Raw genomic sequence first — 16484 nt, 5'->3', positions numbered from 1 at the left:
CGGAACGAAGTTGGAAAAATATAATAAAAGCCAGTTACTCATAAAGTAACTGGCTTTTATTTTTAAGTTATAATTTTAAGGAAGGGTTGAAAAATTGATATTAGGAGCTTGTGTAGGTGCGGTAACAGAAAACTGTGAGCCAGGCGCAACCGTTGTGTTAAAGAATTCTCCATTTTGTAAAAAGAAAGCATTACCGCTTGTTCCTCCCATTGCATCTATTCTTTGCTGTGCATTGTAGGTATTATCCACACTAAACTTTGCTCCGGAAACAGCGATCCAACTGCCGTTTGAAGTTCTTACCCATTGATTTTTGAATTCTGCTTTTCTGCCCTGATATCCATTTTCGGGATTGAAATTTTCAACGAAACTATAGAAGCTTTTAAGATAAGTACTGGTTTGAGGTCGCTTCCAGCTGGCGATCAGTTTCCATGTTGTCGTATCAGGTGATAAGAACCAGGCTGTAAAATCTGTTTTTCCGGTTCCGTCCGGTTCGCCTTTTAATAAGAATTTATAAGTTTGTCCTGCACTCCAGTTATACTTATAATAACTTTGTCCGCCAGAGCCCTCATTCCCGAATTCTCCAACTGTTACTCCGGTGCCTGCTCTGTTGAGGAGGATTTTATGATCAGGAGGAATATTATTAGGATCATCAGTATCAAATGGGCTCCATACAGAGAATAAAATTCTTCTTTCTGTGGCAGAATTCACCTGCATTCCAAAATAGCCTGCACTAAAGCCATTAGCCATAAAATAAGAACCAATCTTATCTTCTCCGGCAGGAACAGTTACTTCGTTATAATAATAGCTCACATTGTCTGTGGTGGGAACTGCATAATTCAGATGACATGAAGGTCCTCTGCGCGCCCAATAATAATAGGAAGGGTCATTGCTGTAAATATTGGTTCCTGTAGAGGCTGCGCCGCTGAAGATAACATCCGTAACATCTGCAAAGTATCCACCGATTTTAGAAACACCCTGAAGATCGACTTTTACATAGCCGGGAGTAGAAACGTTAAAATCTCCAACAGTATAATCTGTATAAGCCGATCCCGTTAAAGTAATATTTTTGGATGTGCTGCCAACCGTTACTTTTACAACACTTGTACCTGAAGGGACTGACGCTTTTAAACCGATGTTTAATGTTCCTGTATTGCTTACTCTGAAATAAGTGCTGATAACAGTATTGGAGTTGGTCCAGTTACCTAAATTAGTAGAAGTGATCACCTCGCTGGCTCCCGAAGGTTTTACCGTAAAAAAAGAATTCCCGGCAACGGGTACATTGAAGGACGATGCGTTCTTTAAAGTTGAGATATTTTTTTGTGCAGCAGCAGTGTCCTCTGTTATCATCGGTGTTTCTGCACAGGATTGAAAAACAAGCAGAGCGACACCCAGAAAAGTATCTGCAAATAATTTTATTCTCATAATAGTATTTGTAATTTGGTTTACAATACTAAATTAAGTTTTACCGATCAAATAAAAAATTAATTCCCATCTTTTTGATTAATTTTATTTTTTCAACAGATTTTATCTAGAAGTGCATTAAGATTAAGTATTCGTTTTTCAATATTCCGGAAGAAACTACTGGAAGGAAAGGGAGGTATATAAAAACAAAAAAACCTCTAAACTGAATTAGAGGTTTTAAGTGGTTTCTCCAGGAATCGAACCAGGGACACATGGATTTTCAATCCATTGCTCTACCAACTGAGCTAAGAAACCATTTATGTTTTTGTTTATTACTTCGTTGTTTTAAAGTGATGCAAAAGTAGTAAGTTTTAGTATACAAAGCAAGTATTCATCGTACTTTTTTTGAATAAAGTTAAAAACTTACTGATTATCAGCCGGATTATTTTCCTGCTCCTTTCTGATCTGCTCACTCATCTCTTCCAATACCGGTTTGATCGTGTTTTCCGGAAGATCACTGATTCGGATATACATCAATCCGTCTATCGCATCATTGAAGTTAGGATCTACATTGAAAGCGATTACTTTTGCGTTTTGTTTGATGTATTTCTTGATCAGAACAGGGAGTCTCAATTCAGGCTCAAGATCGTCAATGATTTTGTCCAGCTTATTAAGATCAGATTCCATTTCCTCAAAGAAAATGTTTTTATCCCTGTCACGAAGCTTTACCTTATATTCATTCCTTGGAGTGATATACTGAGCTACTGCGGAATCAAAATAATTGGAACGCATAAATTCGATCATCAATGATTTTGAGAACTCCGAGAACTTGTTGGAAATACTCACACCACCCATAAGGAATTTATGGTCAGGATTTCTCAGGCACACATGCACAATCCCTCTCCATAAAAGAAAAAGAGGTAGTGGTTTCTGCTGATATTCCTGGCAGATATAGGCACGGCCCATTTCGATCACCTTTTTAAAGAAAGGGTGAATATCCTGCTCAAACTCAAATAAAGAGCTTGTATAGAAGCCTTTGATACCATATTTCTTCATAACCTCTCTACCCAGTGCCATTCTGTAAGCACCAGCCAGTTTTTTCTCCCCGTTGTCCCAAAGGAACAGGTGATGGTAATGCTTATCATATTCATCAAGGTCAAACGGAAGATTACTGCCTTCACCTACTGCACGGAAAGTAAGCTCTCTCTGACGTCCGATTTCCCTCATAATAGAAGGTATTTCCTCGTAAGTGGTAAAGTAAATTTCGTAATTCCCGTTACTGAACAGCATTTTGTCTGTTCCTCTCAATTTATCAACATCTTTAATGATGTCTTCCAGAGGCGTTTCATCAATAATATTCTGAACAATGTTTTCTTCCTTCAATAAAGGAAACTTCACCGATAAGTTCTGAAGATTGATGCTTTGAGCAAGGGATTTTCTCTTTTCGTAGTAAGATTTCATCATATAAACCTTACGTTTCAGAAACTCTCCCAATTCCTCAATTGTTTCCATATCGTCCATCGCCTTTACAGTAATAGGACGCCCGATTCTGATTCTGATAGGTTTTTCTCTATCATTCATCATTTCTGAAGGAAGCATCAAAGTCTGCAAATTCGGATGAAGCTTAGCCACCTGATAAAAAAGACGGCTGTTCTTGGCATGAAAATACATAGGAACTACCGGCACTTTAGCCATTCTGATAAGCTTAAGTGCCGTTTTTTCCCATTCCTTATCTAAAATTTCTCCGTAAGGATTGTTCTTGTTAGAAACTTCACCTGCCGGAAAAATACCTACGCAGCCTCCGTTTTGTAAATGCTTGAGTGTTTCACGCATTCCTGAAGAACTGCTGTAAGCTTCTTTTCTGTTTTCAAAAGGGTTTACAGCGATTACATACGGTTCCATAGGTTTGATCTTTTCCAAAAGGAAATTTCCCATCACCTTGAAATCCGGACGAACCTCTGATAAGACCTTGCACATCAGAATCCCGTCAATAGCACCCAGCGGGTGGTTGGAAACCAGAATAAACGGTCCCGTTTTCGGAATCTTTGCCAGATCTTCTTCAAAAGCTACATAGCTTAAGTTTCTTTCTCTTACAAATGAGTCGAAAAAGTCTTTGCCTTCCTTATCTTTTAGTTTGTCGTATAATTTATTTACTTCGTTTATTTTAGCAATGCTCATCACAGCAGATGCTACCGGGTTCTTGAGGAACCCAAGTTTACTTAAGCCGGAAGCTTTGATCAGATCGTTTTTCGAAATTAAACTCATGTGTGTTTAGTCGCAATTAATATTATTGTGTTACCATTTGAAGAGTATTCTTGGAAATTTGTTCCAATAATACATTTTTTTCATGGTAAAATTTATCAATGTGATCCATCTTCGCATTTCTTACTGTGAATAAAGATACATTTTTAATTGCTTCGGTTTTAAAAATTTTTTGAAGCTCCTGGTTGAGCTCATCTATATGATTAAATTTGTCTTCAAGGCACAATGCCAGGGAGATAGCAGAATTCTGCATCAGGGAAACCTTGATCTTATATTTAGATAAATATCCAAAAATTAAGCTCATATGGTCTTCTGCAATAAAAGAAAAATCTCTTGTAGAAATCTTCAGAAGATCCTGGTTTTCTTTTAAAATATAAGATTCTTCCTGTTGGTTTTTTTCAGAAGCACCTACTTTTGTTCCTCCTTTGGTAGGATCTACGAAAGACTTTACATAAAAAGGGATACTTTTTTGCTGTAACGGCTGTAATGTTTTTGGGTGAATAACACTTGCTCCGTAATAAGCCATTTCAATCGCTTCTTCATAAGAGATATTGGAAAGAAGAGAAACATCATCGAACTTTCTTGGATCTCCGGTCATTACTCCCGGTACATCTTTCCAGATTGTCATCGCTTCAGCATTTAAGCAATAAGCAAAAATAGCAGCAGAGTAGTCTGAACCTTCTCTTCCTAAAGTCACCGTAAAATTGTTTTCGTCAGAACCAATGAATCCCTGGGTAACATAGCAGATCTCAGGATTCAGATTGGAAATAAATTCCTCAGTTCTCACCCAGTCTACCGTACCTTCTCTGTATGAATTATCCGTTTTTACATAATCTCTGGCATCCAGCCATTGATTGGTAAATTGGATTTCATTCAGGTATTCGCTCAGGATTTTGGTAGAAATCATTTCTCCGCAGCTTACCACCTGATCATAAACAAAGTTGTAGTTGGGAGATTTATTTCTTCTTAAAAAAGAATCAATATCATCAAAAAAGAGATTGATTTCTGCAAAAACGGCATGATTTTCAGGAAAAAGGCCTTCCGCAATCTCAATGTGTTTTCGTTTTATCTTTTCAATCTCAGTTTGATAGTTATCCTTTTTGAAATAAAGTTCAACAACTTTTTCCAACTCGTTTGTCGTTTTGCCCATTGCTGAAATCACCAGCAAGCATTTGGCAAATCCCTGGCTTTGTAGAACCATAGACACGTTTTTCACACTTTCGGCATCTTTTACAGATGCTCCACCAAACTTAAAAATTTTCATTAAATTATTAAAAATAAAATTGTTAGATAAAAAATTACATGAGTTTTTTACGGACGTCAAAATTATAAATTTACAACGAGATATGAAATAGCCTGAAAGGGAGATAGAATTAAGATTTCCTTAAAATCAACAAATAATGAAATAATTTGGATTTTTTGTGCATCTGAGATAACAAATCCGGAGATATAATTTTCAATAACAGTTCAGTGTTATGCTTTTTTTTGTTTGTATTTTGTTGAAATACAGTGGATAAGATCTTTTGTAATTAAATTTTCTTAATGCGATAAATTTTCCGAAATTTGGGGAAAACGTAAAAAGAAAAATATGTCAAATCAACCATTACAGACTTTAGGAGAATTTCTTATAGATAAACAGGACGATTTTCAATATTCTACAGGTGAATTTTCTCGTCTTCTGAGCGCAATAAGATTGGCTTCGAAAGTGGTAAACAGAGAGGTAAATAAAGCCGGAATTGTAGATATTACAGGAGCTGCCGGTAACCAAAATATTCAGGGTGAGGAACAGCAGAAACTTGATGTGATTGCTAATGAAATTTTTATTACGGCTTTGTCTCAAAGAGAGGTTGTTTGTGGTATTGCGTCTGAGGAAAATGATGATTTTATTGATATTAAATGTGGTGAAAACGGACATTTAAGTAAATATGTAGTACTTATCGATCCTTTAGACGGATCTTCCAATATTGATGTAAATGTTTCCGTAGGAACTATTTTCTCTATCTACAGAAGAGTTACTGAACCTGGAACTCCTGTACAGCTGGAAGACTTTTTACAGAAAGGAATCAATCAGATTGCTGCGGGATATGTGATTTACGGTTCCTCTACAATGATTGTTTATACTACCGGAAACGGAGTAAACGGATTTACCCTGGATCCTTCTTTAGGAACATATTATCTTTCTCATCCTAACATGACTTTCCCGAAAACAGGTAAAATCTATTCTATCAACGAAGGAAATTATATCAAATTTCCTCAGGGAGTAAAAAATTATCTTAAATACTGTCAGATGGAAGAAGGAGACCGTCCTTATACTTCAAGATATATCGGTTCTTTGGTCGCGGATTTTCATAGAAATATGCTGAAAGGAGGAATTTATATCTATCCTTCCTACTCACAGGCTCCAAATGGTAAATTAAGACTTTTATACGAGTGTAATCCAATGGCATTCCTTGCAGAACAGGCAGGAGGAAAAGCAACAGACGGATTCAGAAGAATTCTTGAAATAGAACCTACAGAACTTCACCAGAGAATTCCGTTCTTCTGTGGAAGTATACAAATGGTAGAAAAAGCGGAAGAATTCATGCGTATCGACAGCGTAAAATAATGGAAGCAATTTATTTAAAATATTTATTACAATTCAAACGCCCGAGTGGAACATCTCGCGGCGTTTTGCTTGATAAGGAAACCTTTATCCTCACTATTTCGGAAGACGGAAGAAAAGGTGTTGGTGAATGTGCTATTTTCAGAGGCCTGAGTTTTGATGACAGGCCCGGTTATGAAGAAAAGCTGAAATGGCTTTGTGAAAATATCAATCAGGATGGAGCATTTTTAAAAGAAGAACTGAAAGAGTTTCCTTCCATTTGGTTTGGTTACGAGCAAGCGGTTCAGAATTTGAAATATGGAGACAGCCTTTATTTTCCAAGTGAGTTTACGGAAGGTAAATCTGCTATTACCATCAATGGCCTGATATGGATGGGAGGAGTAGGGTATATGGAAGAACAGATTCAGGATAAACTTGAAAAAGGATTTCATTGTATTAAATTAAAAATCGGGGTCAATTGGAAATCTGAACATATTATTCTTCAGAAGTTAAGAGACAAATTTTCCAAAGATCAGCTGGAGATTCGTGTGGATGCAAACGGGGGATTCAGCACAGAAGAAGCGGTTACAGTTTTACAGCAGCTTGCAGATCTTCATATCCATTCTATTGAACAGCCAATTAAAGCAGGAAACTGGAATGATATGGCAGAATTATGTGCTAAAACACCTACTCCGATTGCATTAGATGAAGAACTGATCGGAATTATTGATCCTAAAGAAAAGAAAAAACTTTTAGAAAAAATACAACCACAATATATTATTCTGAAACCTGCATTGGTAGGAGGTTTTTCCGGTTCGGATGAATGGATTTCTCTTGCAGAAAATCAAAATATCGGCTGGTGGATTACTTCAGCTTTGGAGAGTAATATCGGATTGAATGCCATTGCTCAGTATACATTTATCAAAAAAAATCCAATGCCTCAAGGTTTAGGCACTGGAGCTTTATTTGTAAATAATTTTGAATCCGATTTAGAACTCAGAAATGAGCTGTTATGGTTCAAAAGTATAACTTAGAAAAGTTAATTAGCATAATGGGGGAGGTGAATCCGGGCAAGTGGTTTGACCACAGTAGTCAGGCCCCCATGATCTGCAGCACATAGCAACCGGGTTCCAGCTGTTGCACCCAAGAGGCGGTCTTCCTCCTTTGATTGTTTTTAATTCTCCTCTTTTGATTTTCTTTAGATTTTTCATGATATTAATTTTATTTGATTGATAAGTAAATGTCGAAAACTTTTTTCAATTATACAACAAATGGGGAATTATTTAGCAATATTTAACAATATCAAAGGAATGTTTCAATAAATTTCAAACATGAAAATATATTCCTGCATCAGATTAAGAGGAATAATTATTGGTTTTTTCGGTCTGTTTTACAAGGATGAGTAATTTTTGGATCGAATATTTTGTTGATTTAGAGGTTGTTATTCAGTTAAATGACATCTTTTACGAAGATGGTCTTCTTAATATAGTCTAATATATAAGAAAACTGTTTTTTAATATTTTCCATAATAAAAAAAATTATAATTCCCTATAGTTTGAATTAGCAATATTTATGCCACACTGTGGATTTGAACTAATTTTAACGTAGTGTTCATTTTTTAAGAATTATTTAAACTATTTGTTAAGAAATAATTGTGAAAATGTTTTCGTTATCCTTGGATCGGTTGGTAATAAGATTTCTGTCAATTCCATTTAAATTCTGAAAGATATCTGACTGTACCTGCGAGCTGGAGAGGTATCCCCAGTGGTTTCCCACTTCATATTTAAAGCTGTTCAAAATATCATCTTTTACAAACGTACAGTCGATAATAGAAACAATATCTTTGTAATGGGTAAGATCACTTGGTCCGTTTTTGCCAAGTCGTGGTGTCAGAATGTTTTTTGTAAACTGAGAAATTCCCAAAACAGCATCCTGTCTGTTCAGGTAAATAGAAATCCGGTTAGCCAGTAATGGCAGCTTATTGTAGGAATCTTCGGAATCTTCAAATACCTTATAGCTTACATCTGCATTCAACAGTAAAACCTGATCAATAACACGAAGTATATTCTCCCTTTTAAGGCTGTAGAGCATGCTTTGAAGTACTCTGTTCCCCAAAGAATGAGCCATAATATGAATTCTTTGATTGCAGGGCGCAAGATCCCGGTTGGAAAAGATATCTTTTAAAAATTGGGTGTAGAAATAAAACAATCTCATCAGAGATGTTCCGGAATTGATACTGGAAGCTTTATCATCAAAATAACTCAACGGGATAATACTTCCTGAGGCTGGCCAGCTTACGAATAAAATATGTTCTACAGGAGATGCCGGGTTATCAATGAATATTTTCTTAAGATCAAGAATAGCCTTTAATTCATCATCAAAATCATACAGATAACCGTGGATGAATATCAGTACATCGCTTCGGTCTTTAGTGGAAGACATGTTTTTGTACAGTTCATAGAACATTCTTTGAGTTCCGCCAAGATTATTGGCTGTAAGGGCGGATTTTTTAATCCCTTTTTCATTGAGCAGAACATCCAAAACTTCTTCATAACCCTGTTTTTCGGGCTCAGAAAAGAACTTGTAGTTTAAGATATTCCTGTTGGTATAGTCTTTTTTCTTTTTGGCTTGAGCGGTGGGTTCTTTGTAGTTGTCAAAATCACATTTGGCGATCCTGAAATTGGGAATAGAATATTCATCATTGGAAAAAGAGTCCACTCTTTCGCCTTTATGCCGGATAATTTTCCGGTTGCTTAAGATATAAACAGCCATGATGGTTAAGTTGGTTAAAATGGTTTTAGTTCTCCCGAAGTTAGTGAAAAATATTGAATTACAATCAATAAGGCTTTTAAATTATCACTTTTACAAAAGCTTATTTTTCCGTAACTTTGTAAAACTTTTTTAGCTAAAAAATAAAAGCTACTTTAATGGAAGAAGAAAAAAAATCACTCAATTTCATTGAGCAAATTATTGAAGATGATATGGCAAACGGTCTGAAAAAAGATCAGATTCGTTTCCGTTTTCCACCTGAACCGAATGGTTATCTGCATGTAGGGCACACAAAAGCGATCTGCATCAACTTCGGCCTGGGTGAAAAATACAACGCTCCCGTAAACCTTCGTTTCGACGATACGAACCCTGAAAAAGAAGAACAGGAATTCGTAGATTCTATTATGAAAGATGTTGAATGGCTAGGTTTCAAATGGGATAAAGTTTTGTACGCATCCGATTACTTCCAGCAGCTTTACGATTGGGCAGTTCAGTTAATTAAAGAAGGTAAAGCTTATGTAGATGAGCAGGCATCTGAAGTGATTACTGAGCAAAGAAAAAATCCTGCAGAGCCAGGAATTGAATCTCCATACAGAAACCGTCCTGTTGAAGAATCGTTAGATTTATTCGAAAGGATGAAAAACGGAGAATTTGAAAGTGGTTCAATGTCTCTTCGTGCAAAAATCGACATGGTTTCGCCAAACATGAATATGCGTGACCCTGTGATGTACAGAATTTTGAATAAACCTCACCACAGAACAGGTACAGCCTGGAAAATTTATCCAATGTACGATTGGGCTCATGGTGAATCTGATTATATTGAACAAGTTTCACATTCACTTTGTTCTTTGGAGTTCGAAAATCACAGACCGCTATACAACTGGTATTTGGATCAGGTTTACGAAGAAGGAAGGGTTAAAAACAAGCAGAGAGAATTTGCAAGGATGAACGTTTCCTATATGATTACTTCCAAAAGAAAGCTGCAGAGATTGGTAGCGGAAGGAGCGGTAACCGGATGGGATGACCCTAGAATGCCTACCATTTCAGGAATGAGAAGAAAAGGATTTACTCCAACTTCCATCAGAAACTTTATTGATAAAGTAGGGGTTGCGAAAAGAGAAAATCTTATCGAGATCCAGTTGCTTGACTTCTGTGTACGTGAAGACCTGAATAAGGTTGCGAAACGTGTGATGGCCGTTGTAGATCCAGTAAAATTAGTGATCGAAAACTACCCTGAAGATAAAGAAGAATGGTTAGAGACTGAAAATAATCCTGAGCAGGAAAATGCGGGAACAAGAGAAGTTCCTTTCTCAAGAGAGTTATACATTGAGCGTGAAGACTTCAAAGAAGAAGCTAACAATAAATTCTTCAGACTGAAATTAGGCGGAGAAGTTCGTTTGAAATCAGCTTACATCATTAAAGCTGAAAGAGTAGAGAAAGATGAAAATGGAGAAATCACTACCATCTATGCTACTTATGATGAGAAGAGTAAGTCTGGAAGCGGTACAGAAGAAAGTTTAAGAAAAGTAAAAGGAACTCTGCACTGGGTATCTGCAAAACATGCGATTCCTGTAGAAGTAAGAATCTATAATCACTTGTTTACTGTGGAACAGCCTGATGCTGAGAAAGATGTTGATTTCCTGAACTTTATCAACCCTGAATCTATGGCTATCGTGAAAGGTTTCGCTGAGCCAAGTCTGAAAGATGTAGCTGTTGGTGAACCTCTTCAGTTCCAGAGAATAGGATACTTTACAAAAGATCAGGATTCTACAGATGAAGCTATGGTATTTAACCGTACAGTAACACTGAAAGATTCTTTTAAACCTGAATAATTTTAAGGAATAGATAATAAAAAAGCAGGACTTAGATTAAGTCCTGCTTTTTTATTATCTTAAGTAGTGTAAGTGTTAAGATATTAGCCCTTCACGCCTTTTACCCATTCCTGGAATCTACCTACCTGTTCCATGATGAAAGATTCATGTTCTTCTTTCTCTTCAGGACGGTTGACCAGAATATGTTCAAAATAAGTTCCTTTCAATACTTTTCTTATGACACCTTCTCCTAAGAAAGGTTTGTAGTCATTCAGAGCCTGAGTAGCTTTTAACAAATGTCGGATATCATACTGTAACGGATTGATATCCGGAACCTGTTTGTTAAGGTTAAGAAGGTTGTAAACGGCTATTCTTGCTGTTCTTACAGAACTTTCCATAGTGAAAACCACATCATTATTGGTCTCTACAAACTGCCCTACAAGGCCTAAGTTGGTACATCCTTCAGGAACTACTCTCGGACGGTCTCCCTGCGCTCTTGGCATAAACATGGAAGTGATGTAAGGCATGAATGCAGTACGAACAATTGTGTTTTCTATGACATTATCCAGTTGGTCTGTCATTCCTAAGTGGTAACATAGTTCGGCAAGAATCTCGTTTCCGGTACATTGAGGCATTGTTTTTTTGATATAATTACCTTCTTTATCCATCAGTAAGGCATATACCCATACCACCAATATATCATCCGGCTGGGTAGGGAAGTGAGGCTGTCTGTTGCAGGTAAAGCTCATTACCCAATTGGAGTCTGTAATGGTAATAATACCTCCTGTAGCAGTTCTTCCGGAATAAGGGTCATTTACACAGAGCTCTTTTAATTTCTCTGTGAAGGCAGAAGGGCGACATGTTAATGTTGCAGATTCCCAGGAAGATTTTTCAATATGGCTGCAGAATTTTTCAGGTTTCCCGAATACTTCAGATTTCGCAGCGAGATTTTTCCACAGTTTCCATCCTGCGCTTTGTCCTGCACTGCTGCTGTCTATTGTAACTTCAGGAACGGTATTGTTATCTCCGTAGAAAGTACTTTCAGTCATAGATCCGGTGGTCACAATAACATAATCATCTTTACCGATCGGTATTCTTACTTCCTCTCCGTTTTGTTCCGTAATAATTCCTTCTACTGTTTTTCCTTCCGTATTGATATGGATGTCAAGATCTTTTACCAGCGTATTGAATTGGATTTGTACTCCTTTTTCTACCAGAAAGTTTTTCAGTGGAGTTACGTAAGTGTCATATTGGTTGTATTTAGGGAACACAAGACATGAAAAGTCTTTCATTCCGTCAATCGCGTGAAGAAATCTGTGCATATACAGTTTCAGTTCCAGTAAGCTGTGCCAATTTTCAAAGGCAAACATAGAGCGCCAGAAGAACCAGAAGTTACTGTTCAGAAAGGATTCTGCAAAATAATCTTCAATCGTAAGATCATCAAGTTCTTCTTTTTTCTTCAACAGTAGTTTTACAATGGCCAGTTGATCCTTTTTCTCAAGTCCGAATTTGCTGAAATCCTTGATCTGTCCCTGGTTATGAATTAATCTTGCTTTAGAATAATTCGGGTCATTGTCATTGATTAGACGGTATTCGTCCAGTACACTGTACGGTGCAGGCAATTCCAGAGCAGGAACATCCTGAAACATATCCCATAGATTTTCATAGGTCATGTCCATTTCCCTTCCGCCACGGATGATATAGCCGTCTTTTGCGTTACCGGCTCCATCCAGAGATCCACCTTCAACATTAAGCTGGTCTAGGAAAATAATGTTTTTGCCGGGAACATGTCCGTCACGGATGAAATAGTAAGCAGCCGACATACCGGCAATTCCGCTTCCTACAATATAGATTTTGCTGTTTTCGTAAGACTGTAAAGGAATTCCTTTATTACGTTGATAGTTTCCAATCTGGTCGGAGAAAGGCATCGTTTTTTCAGGAGTGTTAATCTGAACTTCTTTACTTGAATCCGGTTCGTGATTTACTTTTCCAAACTGGTCAGAGGCATTTAAAACGTTGTCGAATTTTGAATTGATCGTACTCATCTTTTATTGTTTTTAATTAACAGTATAAAGGTACCTCTATTCACAAAGCTACATATATCCTCAAGTTCAGAATTATTATCCCCAAATTCTCATGACTGAATATTTTCTTTATTTCTGTACTCTGAAGGAGAGAGAGCAGTATGCTTTTTGAAAAAGCGTCCGAACGCAGATGCCGAATTAAACTGAAGGTCAAATGCTATCTCTGAAATAGTAATATCCGGATTCCCAAGCATAACGTAAGCTTCTTTCAACAAGGTTTCATCAATAACCTCATGAGGTGTTTTTCCACTTGCTTTTTTAATGATTTCTATAAGATATTTATTGGAAACATGCAGCTGATCCGCATAAAACTGAACTGTTCGCTGCTGCCTGATATTTTCTCTGATAAGTTTGCTGAATTTCAGATAAAGGTCTTTTTTTCCATCCTCTTTTCCCGGAGTTGAAGAATTTTCCTGTTCCATGATCTCAGCCGTTTCCAGCAGCAGGTGAAAAATAATGGTCCGGATAATCTCTTCTGTAAATTTACCCTGCTTTCTCGATTTTTTTTCAAGATCATCCAGAAGATTCTGGAGTAATGAAGAATTTTTTGAAGTGGTTTTTACAACACTGTAAGAACCTTTGGAGAAAAGATTCATTTTTTCAATGATAAAGGGATTGGAAATATTTTTAATCAGAAAATTCTTGTCGAAGAACAGCAGTTTCATGATAAAATCATCACTGGTTTTTCCAAATTTTACAATTGTAGAAGGAGCAGCCATAAGAAAACTGTGTGCATCTACTTTATATTTCTGACGATCTATCTCAATATTGATTTCTCCGGCAGTACAGATGCACAGTGCATAATAATCCATTCTGAAAGGAGCTTTAGGAAATTCAAAAATGGGTTTTCCGGAGGAAATATAGTAAGATTGCCGGCAGTCAATACTGTAAAAGGATAGTGTATCATGTAAATTCTCGTAGGTTACCATTCTTAGTATTGATTGAATTTTTATTGTGTTTTTAAGTGACTTTAGTCTAAAAATCCCTGTTGTTACTGCAATTTACGGTTTTTATAAATGAATTTTAGTTTTAAATAGTAAAAAAAAAAGCTTTTTTTAGGATACAGCTGATAGTCTGTTTTTATGGATGTTATTTATAAAAAAGGGTTTTAAATAAAGGCTTTTGGGTTATTTTTATCTAATTTTGCTCTTTCAAATTTTCCCCAAAATATTATTGTGAGATTAATTAACGTTTATACGAGTTCTTTCAAAGGACTCTCGCAGGAGAGTTGGATGCTGGCGTTGGTAATGCTCATCAACAGGGCCGGTTCTATGGTACTTCCGTTTCTGGGAGTTTATATGACCAATCATTTACATTTCAGTATTGAAAATTCAGGAATTGTTCTGAGCTTTTTTGGAATAGGCTCGGTAATTGGTTCGTGGCTGGGAGGTATGATCACAGATAAAATTGGCGAATACAGGGTACAGAGTCTGAGTTTACTCCTCAGTGTTCCATTATTTTGTTTAATTCCGCTTTTTACAACTGAAGCTGGTCTGGCCGGGATTATTTTGGCTCAGAGTATTGTAAGTGAAACATTCCGTCCGGCAAATTCGGTGGCAATCACCAAATATGCGAAACCTGAAAATATCACTAGGGCTTTTTCACTGAACCGTATGGCTGTAAATCTTGGGTTTTCTATCGGGCCTGCATTAGGAGGTATTTTATCTGCTATTTCTTATGAATTTCTGTTTTTCAGTAATGCGCTGGCTGCTTTGCTGGCAGGGCTGATGTATATATGGTTCTTTAAAGGCCGCGCAAGATTGGCCAAACAAAAGGCGAAAAAGGTAAAAGAAGCAATTGTCATTAAAAAAGAGAATTCTCCGTACCGGGATGGTAAATTTTTGGTATACTGTGTATTCTGTATGCTGTTTTCAATATGTTTCTTCCAGTTGTTCAGTACACTGACAATATTTTATAAAGATACCGCACATATGAGTCAGCAAAATATCGGCTATATTCTTGGATACAGTGGTTTTCTGATTGTATTGCTTGAGATGGGTCTTGTACAGATTGCTGAAAAATATTTTACTTTAGCTTTTACCATGCTTATCGGGACTTTCCTGTGTGGAGTTTCCTATGCAATGCTGGCTTTCGATTATAGTATGGTTACCCTTGTGCTGTCTATGACATTACTTTGTGTAGGAGAAATATGGACACTTCCTTTTATGTCAACCATTACAGCATTGCGTTCAGGAGAGAATAATAAAGGTGCTTACATGGGATTGAACGGGATGTCATTTTCTATAGCATTCATTATTACACCTTATATAGGAACACTCATTGCTGAAAAATTAGGATTCAATGTACTTTGGATTGGAACAGGGGTGCTGGCTGCAGCTATTGCCATCGGTTTTTACTTTATCATTCCATGGCTGCTTAAGGATAAAAATAAAGCAGAAGGAGAAATGATGTAAGTATTGAATCAGTTTAAAAAAAAGCTTCGGGCAATTTCTACGAAATTGCCCGAAGCTTTTTAGTATATATGAGTTGTTTAATATTAAGATCTGGAAAGAATGGTATTGATAATCATATGAGCATGAATTCTCGAGTTTTCAATGAACCAGAGGTGAGTATCTTTTCCACCGCATACAACTCCTGCAAGATAAAGGTTGGGAATATTGGTTTCCATAGTTTCAAGATTATAGAACGGGTTCAGGCAGTCTCCATTGAGTTCAATACCCGAATTTCTCAGAAAATCAAAATCAGGAAGATAACCCGTCATCGCCAGCACAAAATCATTGTCAATTTCATGAATTTCTCCGTTTTCATCTTTAAAAACAACAGTATTATCTTTAATTTCGATCATTTCGGCATTAAAATGGGCTTTAATACTGCCTTCTGTAATTCTGTTTTCTATATCCGGTTTCACCCAATATTTTACACTTTTTGAAATCTCGGAATGACGAATAATCATCGTTACTTCAGCACCTTTTCTATAGGTTTCCAGGGCTGCATCCACCGCAGAATTACTTGATCCTACAACAACAATTTTCTGTTTTGCATAAGGATATGGTTCAGTATAGTAATGCTTGACCTTTGGAAGATTTTCGCCGGGAATATTCATAAGGTTGGGAATATCATAGAATCCGGTAGCAATCACCAGATTTTTAGCATGATAGGTTGCTTTGGTTGTTTTTATCTCAAACAGCTCATTGCTCTTGGAAACACCCAGCACTTTTTCATACAGATTGATGTTAAGTTTTTTTTGTCTGGCAATTCCCTGATAATATTCCAATGCCTCCTGTCTTCCTGGTTTGGGAGCTGTCGAAATAAATGGAATTTCGTCAATTTCCAGTTTTTCTGCAGTAGAGAAAAAACGCATATATAAAGGATAGTTGTACAGAGAGTTGACAATGGTTCCTTTTTCTATGATTAAATGACTAAGATTATTTTTTTGAGCTTCAAGGGCACAGTTTAAACCGATGGGTCCGGCCCCGATAATGAGAATATCCAACATTTCCATCTAACAAATGTACGATGTAATTTTTAAAATGAGAAGCGATAACCCAGCAGCTCTCATAGTCTTTATCTCTTTAAATCATTTACCGCTTGGCATCAGTTTTGGTGTTTTTTACC

Annotated in this window: 12 protein-coding genes and 1 tRNA gene; 4 read left to right on the top strand and 9 right to left on the bottom strand. The window is 36.7% G+C overall.

Annotated elements, in window-relative coordinates; translation table 11 throughout:
* Positions 1-75: 75 nt before the first annotated feature.
* The 4 genes from CHRYMOREF3P_RS08005 to CHRYMOREF3P_RS07990 all read right to left on the bottom strand — a co-directional run bounded on the left by CHRYMOREF3P_RS08005 (position 76) and on the right by CHRYMOREF3P_RS07990 (position 4927).
* Complete coding sequence (locus tag CHRYMOREF3P_RS08005) at positions 76-1422, bottom strand: DUF3472 domain-containing protein (RefSeq protein WP_180564339.1); 1347 nt, start codon at positions 1420-1422, stop codon at positions 76-78.
* 221 nt (positions 1423-1643) lie between these two features.
* Positions 1644-1716, bottom strand: a tRNA-Phe gene (locus CHRYMOREF3P_RS08000).
* Positions 1717-1824: 108 nt separating this feature from the next.
* Entirely contained in the window at positions 1825-3666 is a 1842-nt protein-coding gene (locus CHRYMOREF3P_RS07995) for a lysophospholipid acyltransferase family protein (RefSeq protein WP_047387446.1), read from the bottom strand.
* A 22-nt stretch (positions 3667-3688) separates the two neighbouring features.
* On the bottom strand, positions 3689-4927 hold the full coding sequence (locus CHRYMOREF3P_RS07990; protein ID WP_180564338.1) for an aspartate kinase: 1239 nt from the start codon (positions 4925-4927) through the stop codon (positions 3689-3691).
* Between the two features lie 324 nt (positions 4928-5251).
* Between CHRYMOREF3P_RS07990 and fbp the strand changes: the two genes are divergently transcribed.
* Both fbp and CHRYMOREF3P_RS07980 read left to right on the top strand, forming a co-directional pair.
* The gene (gene fbp, locus CHRYMOREF3P_RS07985) at positions 5252-6268 is read left to right on the top strand and encodes a class 1 fructose-bisphosphatase (protein ID WP_047421077.1); all 1017 of its coding nucleotides are present in this window, start codon (positions 5252-5254) and stop codon (positions 6266-6268) included.
* Positions 6268-7278, top strand: coding sequence for an o-succinylbenzoate synthase (locus CHRYMOREF3P_RS07980; RefSeq protein ID WP_180564337.1), 1011 nt, complete (start codon positions 6268-6270; stop codon positions 7276-7278). The genes fbp and CHRYMOREF3P_RS07980 overlap by 1 nt, the downstream gene beginning before the upstream one ends.
* Positions 7279-7287: 9 nt before the next feature.
* Here the strand turns inward: CHRYMOREF3P_RS07980 and CHRYMOREF3P_RS07975 are convergent, their stop codons facing one another.
* Positions 7288-7455 (bottom strand): bacteriocin-like protein, encoded by a 168-nt coding sequence (locus CHRYMOREF3P_RS07975; RefSeq protein ID WP_156118473.1) that lies wholly within the window; start codon positions 7453-7455, stop codon positions 7288-7290.
* 430 nt (positions 7456-7885) lie between these two features.
* On the bottom strand, positions 7886-9016 hold the full coding sequence (locus tag CHRYMOREF3P_RS07970; protein ID WP_180564336.1) for an alpha/beta hydrolase: 1131 nt from the start codon (positions 9014-9016) through the stop codon (positions 7886-7888).
* A 155-nt stretch (positions 9017-9171) separates the two neighbouring features.
* Here CHRYMOREF3P_RS07970 and CHRYMOREF3P_RS07965 point away from each other — a divergent pair, with 155 nt between their 5' ends.
* Positions 9172-10845 (top strand): glutamine--tRNA ligase/YqeY domain fusion protein, encoded by a 1674-nt coding sequence (locus CHRYMOREF3P_RS07965; RefSeq protein WP_077418321.1) that lies wholly within the window; start codon positions 9172-9174, stop codon positions 10843-10845.
* Between the two features lie 83 nt (positions 10846-10928).
* On the opposite strand, the gene CHRYMOREF3P_RS07960 is transcribed toward CHRYMOREF3P_RS07965, so the two are convergent.
* Both CHRYMOREF3P_RS07960 and CHRYMOREF3P_RS07955 read right to left on the bottom strand, forming a co-directional pair.
* Positions 10929-12869, bottom strand: a complete 1941-nt coding sequence (locus tag CHRYMOREF3P_RS07960; protein WP_180564335.1) for an oleate hydratase — start codon at positions 12867-12869, stop codon at positions 10929-10931.
* Positions 12870-12958: 89 nt separating this feature from the next.
* Positions 12959-13837, bottom strand: a complete 879-nt coding sequence (locus CHRYMOREF3P_RS07955; protein WP_077418325.1) for a helix-turn-helix domain-containing protein — start codon at positions 13835-13837, stop codon at positions 12959-12961.
* Positions 13838-14140: 303 nt separating this feature from the next.
* Between CHRYMOREF3P_RS07955 and CHRYMOREF3P_RS07950 the strand changes: the two genes are divergently transcribed.
* Complete coding sequence (locus CHRYMOREF3P_RS07950) at positions 14141-15322, top strand: MFS transporter (RefSeq protein WP_077418327.1); 1182 nt, start codon at positions 14141-14143, stop codon at positions 15320-15322.
* 83 nt (positions 15323-15405) lie between these two features.
* On the opposite strand, the gene CHRYMOREF3P_RS07945 is transcribed toward CHRYMOREF3P_RS07950, so the two are convergent.
* Positions 15406-16371: a YpdA family putative bacillithiol disulfide reductase gene (locus tag CHRYMOREF3P_RS07945; RefSeq protein ID WP_180564334.1), complete on the bottom strand. Its 966-nt coding sequence runs from the start codon at positions 16369-16371 to the stop codon at positions 15406-15408.
* Positions 16372-16484 lie beyond the last annotated feature (113 nt).

It is taken from the genome of Chryseobacterium sp. JV274 (assembly GCF_903969135.1).
In the GTDB taxonomy this organism is placed as follows: Bacteria; Bacteroidota; Bacteroidia; order Flavobacteriales; family Weeksellaceae; genus Chryseobacterium.
This window is presented reverse-complemented; position numbering and strand designations above follow the sequence as displayed.

Bases quoted from the DNA above. Each gene is read 5' to 3' on its own strand.
- CHRYMOREF3P_RS08005 (WP_180564339.1), bottom strand. From the start codon at position 1,422: ATGAGAATAAAATTATTTGCAGATACTTTTCTGGGTGTCGCTCTGCTT.
- CHRYMOREF3P_RS07995 (WP_047387446.1), bottom strand. From the start codon at position 3,666: ATGAGTTTAATTTCGAAAAACGATCTGATCAAAGCTTCCGGCTTAAGT.
- CHRYMOREF3P_RS07990 (WP_180564338.1), bottom strand. From the start codon at position 4,927: ATGAAAATTTTTAAGTTTGGTGGAGCATCTGTAAAAGATGCCGAAAGT.
- fbp (WP_047421077.1), top strand. From the start codon at position 5,252: ATGTCAAATCAACCATTACAGACTTTAGGAGAATTTCTTATAGATAAA.
- CHRYMOREF3P_RS07980 (WP_180564337.1), top strand. From the start codon at position 6,268: ATGGAAGCAATTTATTTAAAATATTTATTACAATTCAAACGCCCGAGT.
- CHRYMOREF3P_RS07975 (WP_156118473.1), bottom strand. From the start codon at position 7,455: ATGAAAAATCTAAAGAAAATCAAAAGAGGAGAATTAAAAACAATCAAA.
- CHRYMOREF3P_RS07970 (WP_180564336.1), bottom strand. From the start codon at position 9,016: ATGGCTGTTTATATCTTAAGCAACCGGAAAATTATCCGGCATAAAGGC.
- CHRYMOREF3P_RS07965 (WP_077418321.1), top strand. From the start codon at position 9,172: ATGGAAGAAGAAAAAAAATCACTCAATTTCATTGAGCAAATTATTGAA.
- CHRYMOREF3P_RS07960 (WP_180564335.1), bottom strand. From the start codon at position 12,869: ATGAGTACGATCAATTCAAAATTCGACAACGTTTTAAATGCCTCTGAC.
- CHRYMOREF3P_RS07955 (WP_077418325.1), bottom strand. From the start codon at position 13,837: ATGGTAACCTACGAGAATTTACATGATACACTATCCTTTTACAGTATT.
- CHRYMOREF3P_RS07950 (WP_077418327.1), top strand. From the start codon at position 14,141: ATGCTGGCGTTGGTAATGCTCATCAACAGGGCCGGTTCTATGGTACTT.
- CHRYMOREF3P_RS07945 (WP_180564334.1), bottom strand. From the start codon at position 16,371: ATGGAAATGTTGGATATTCTCATTATCGGGGCCGGACCCATCGGTTTA.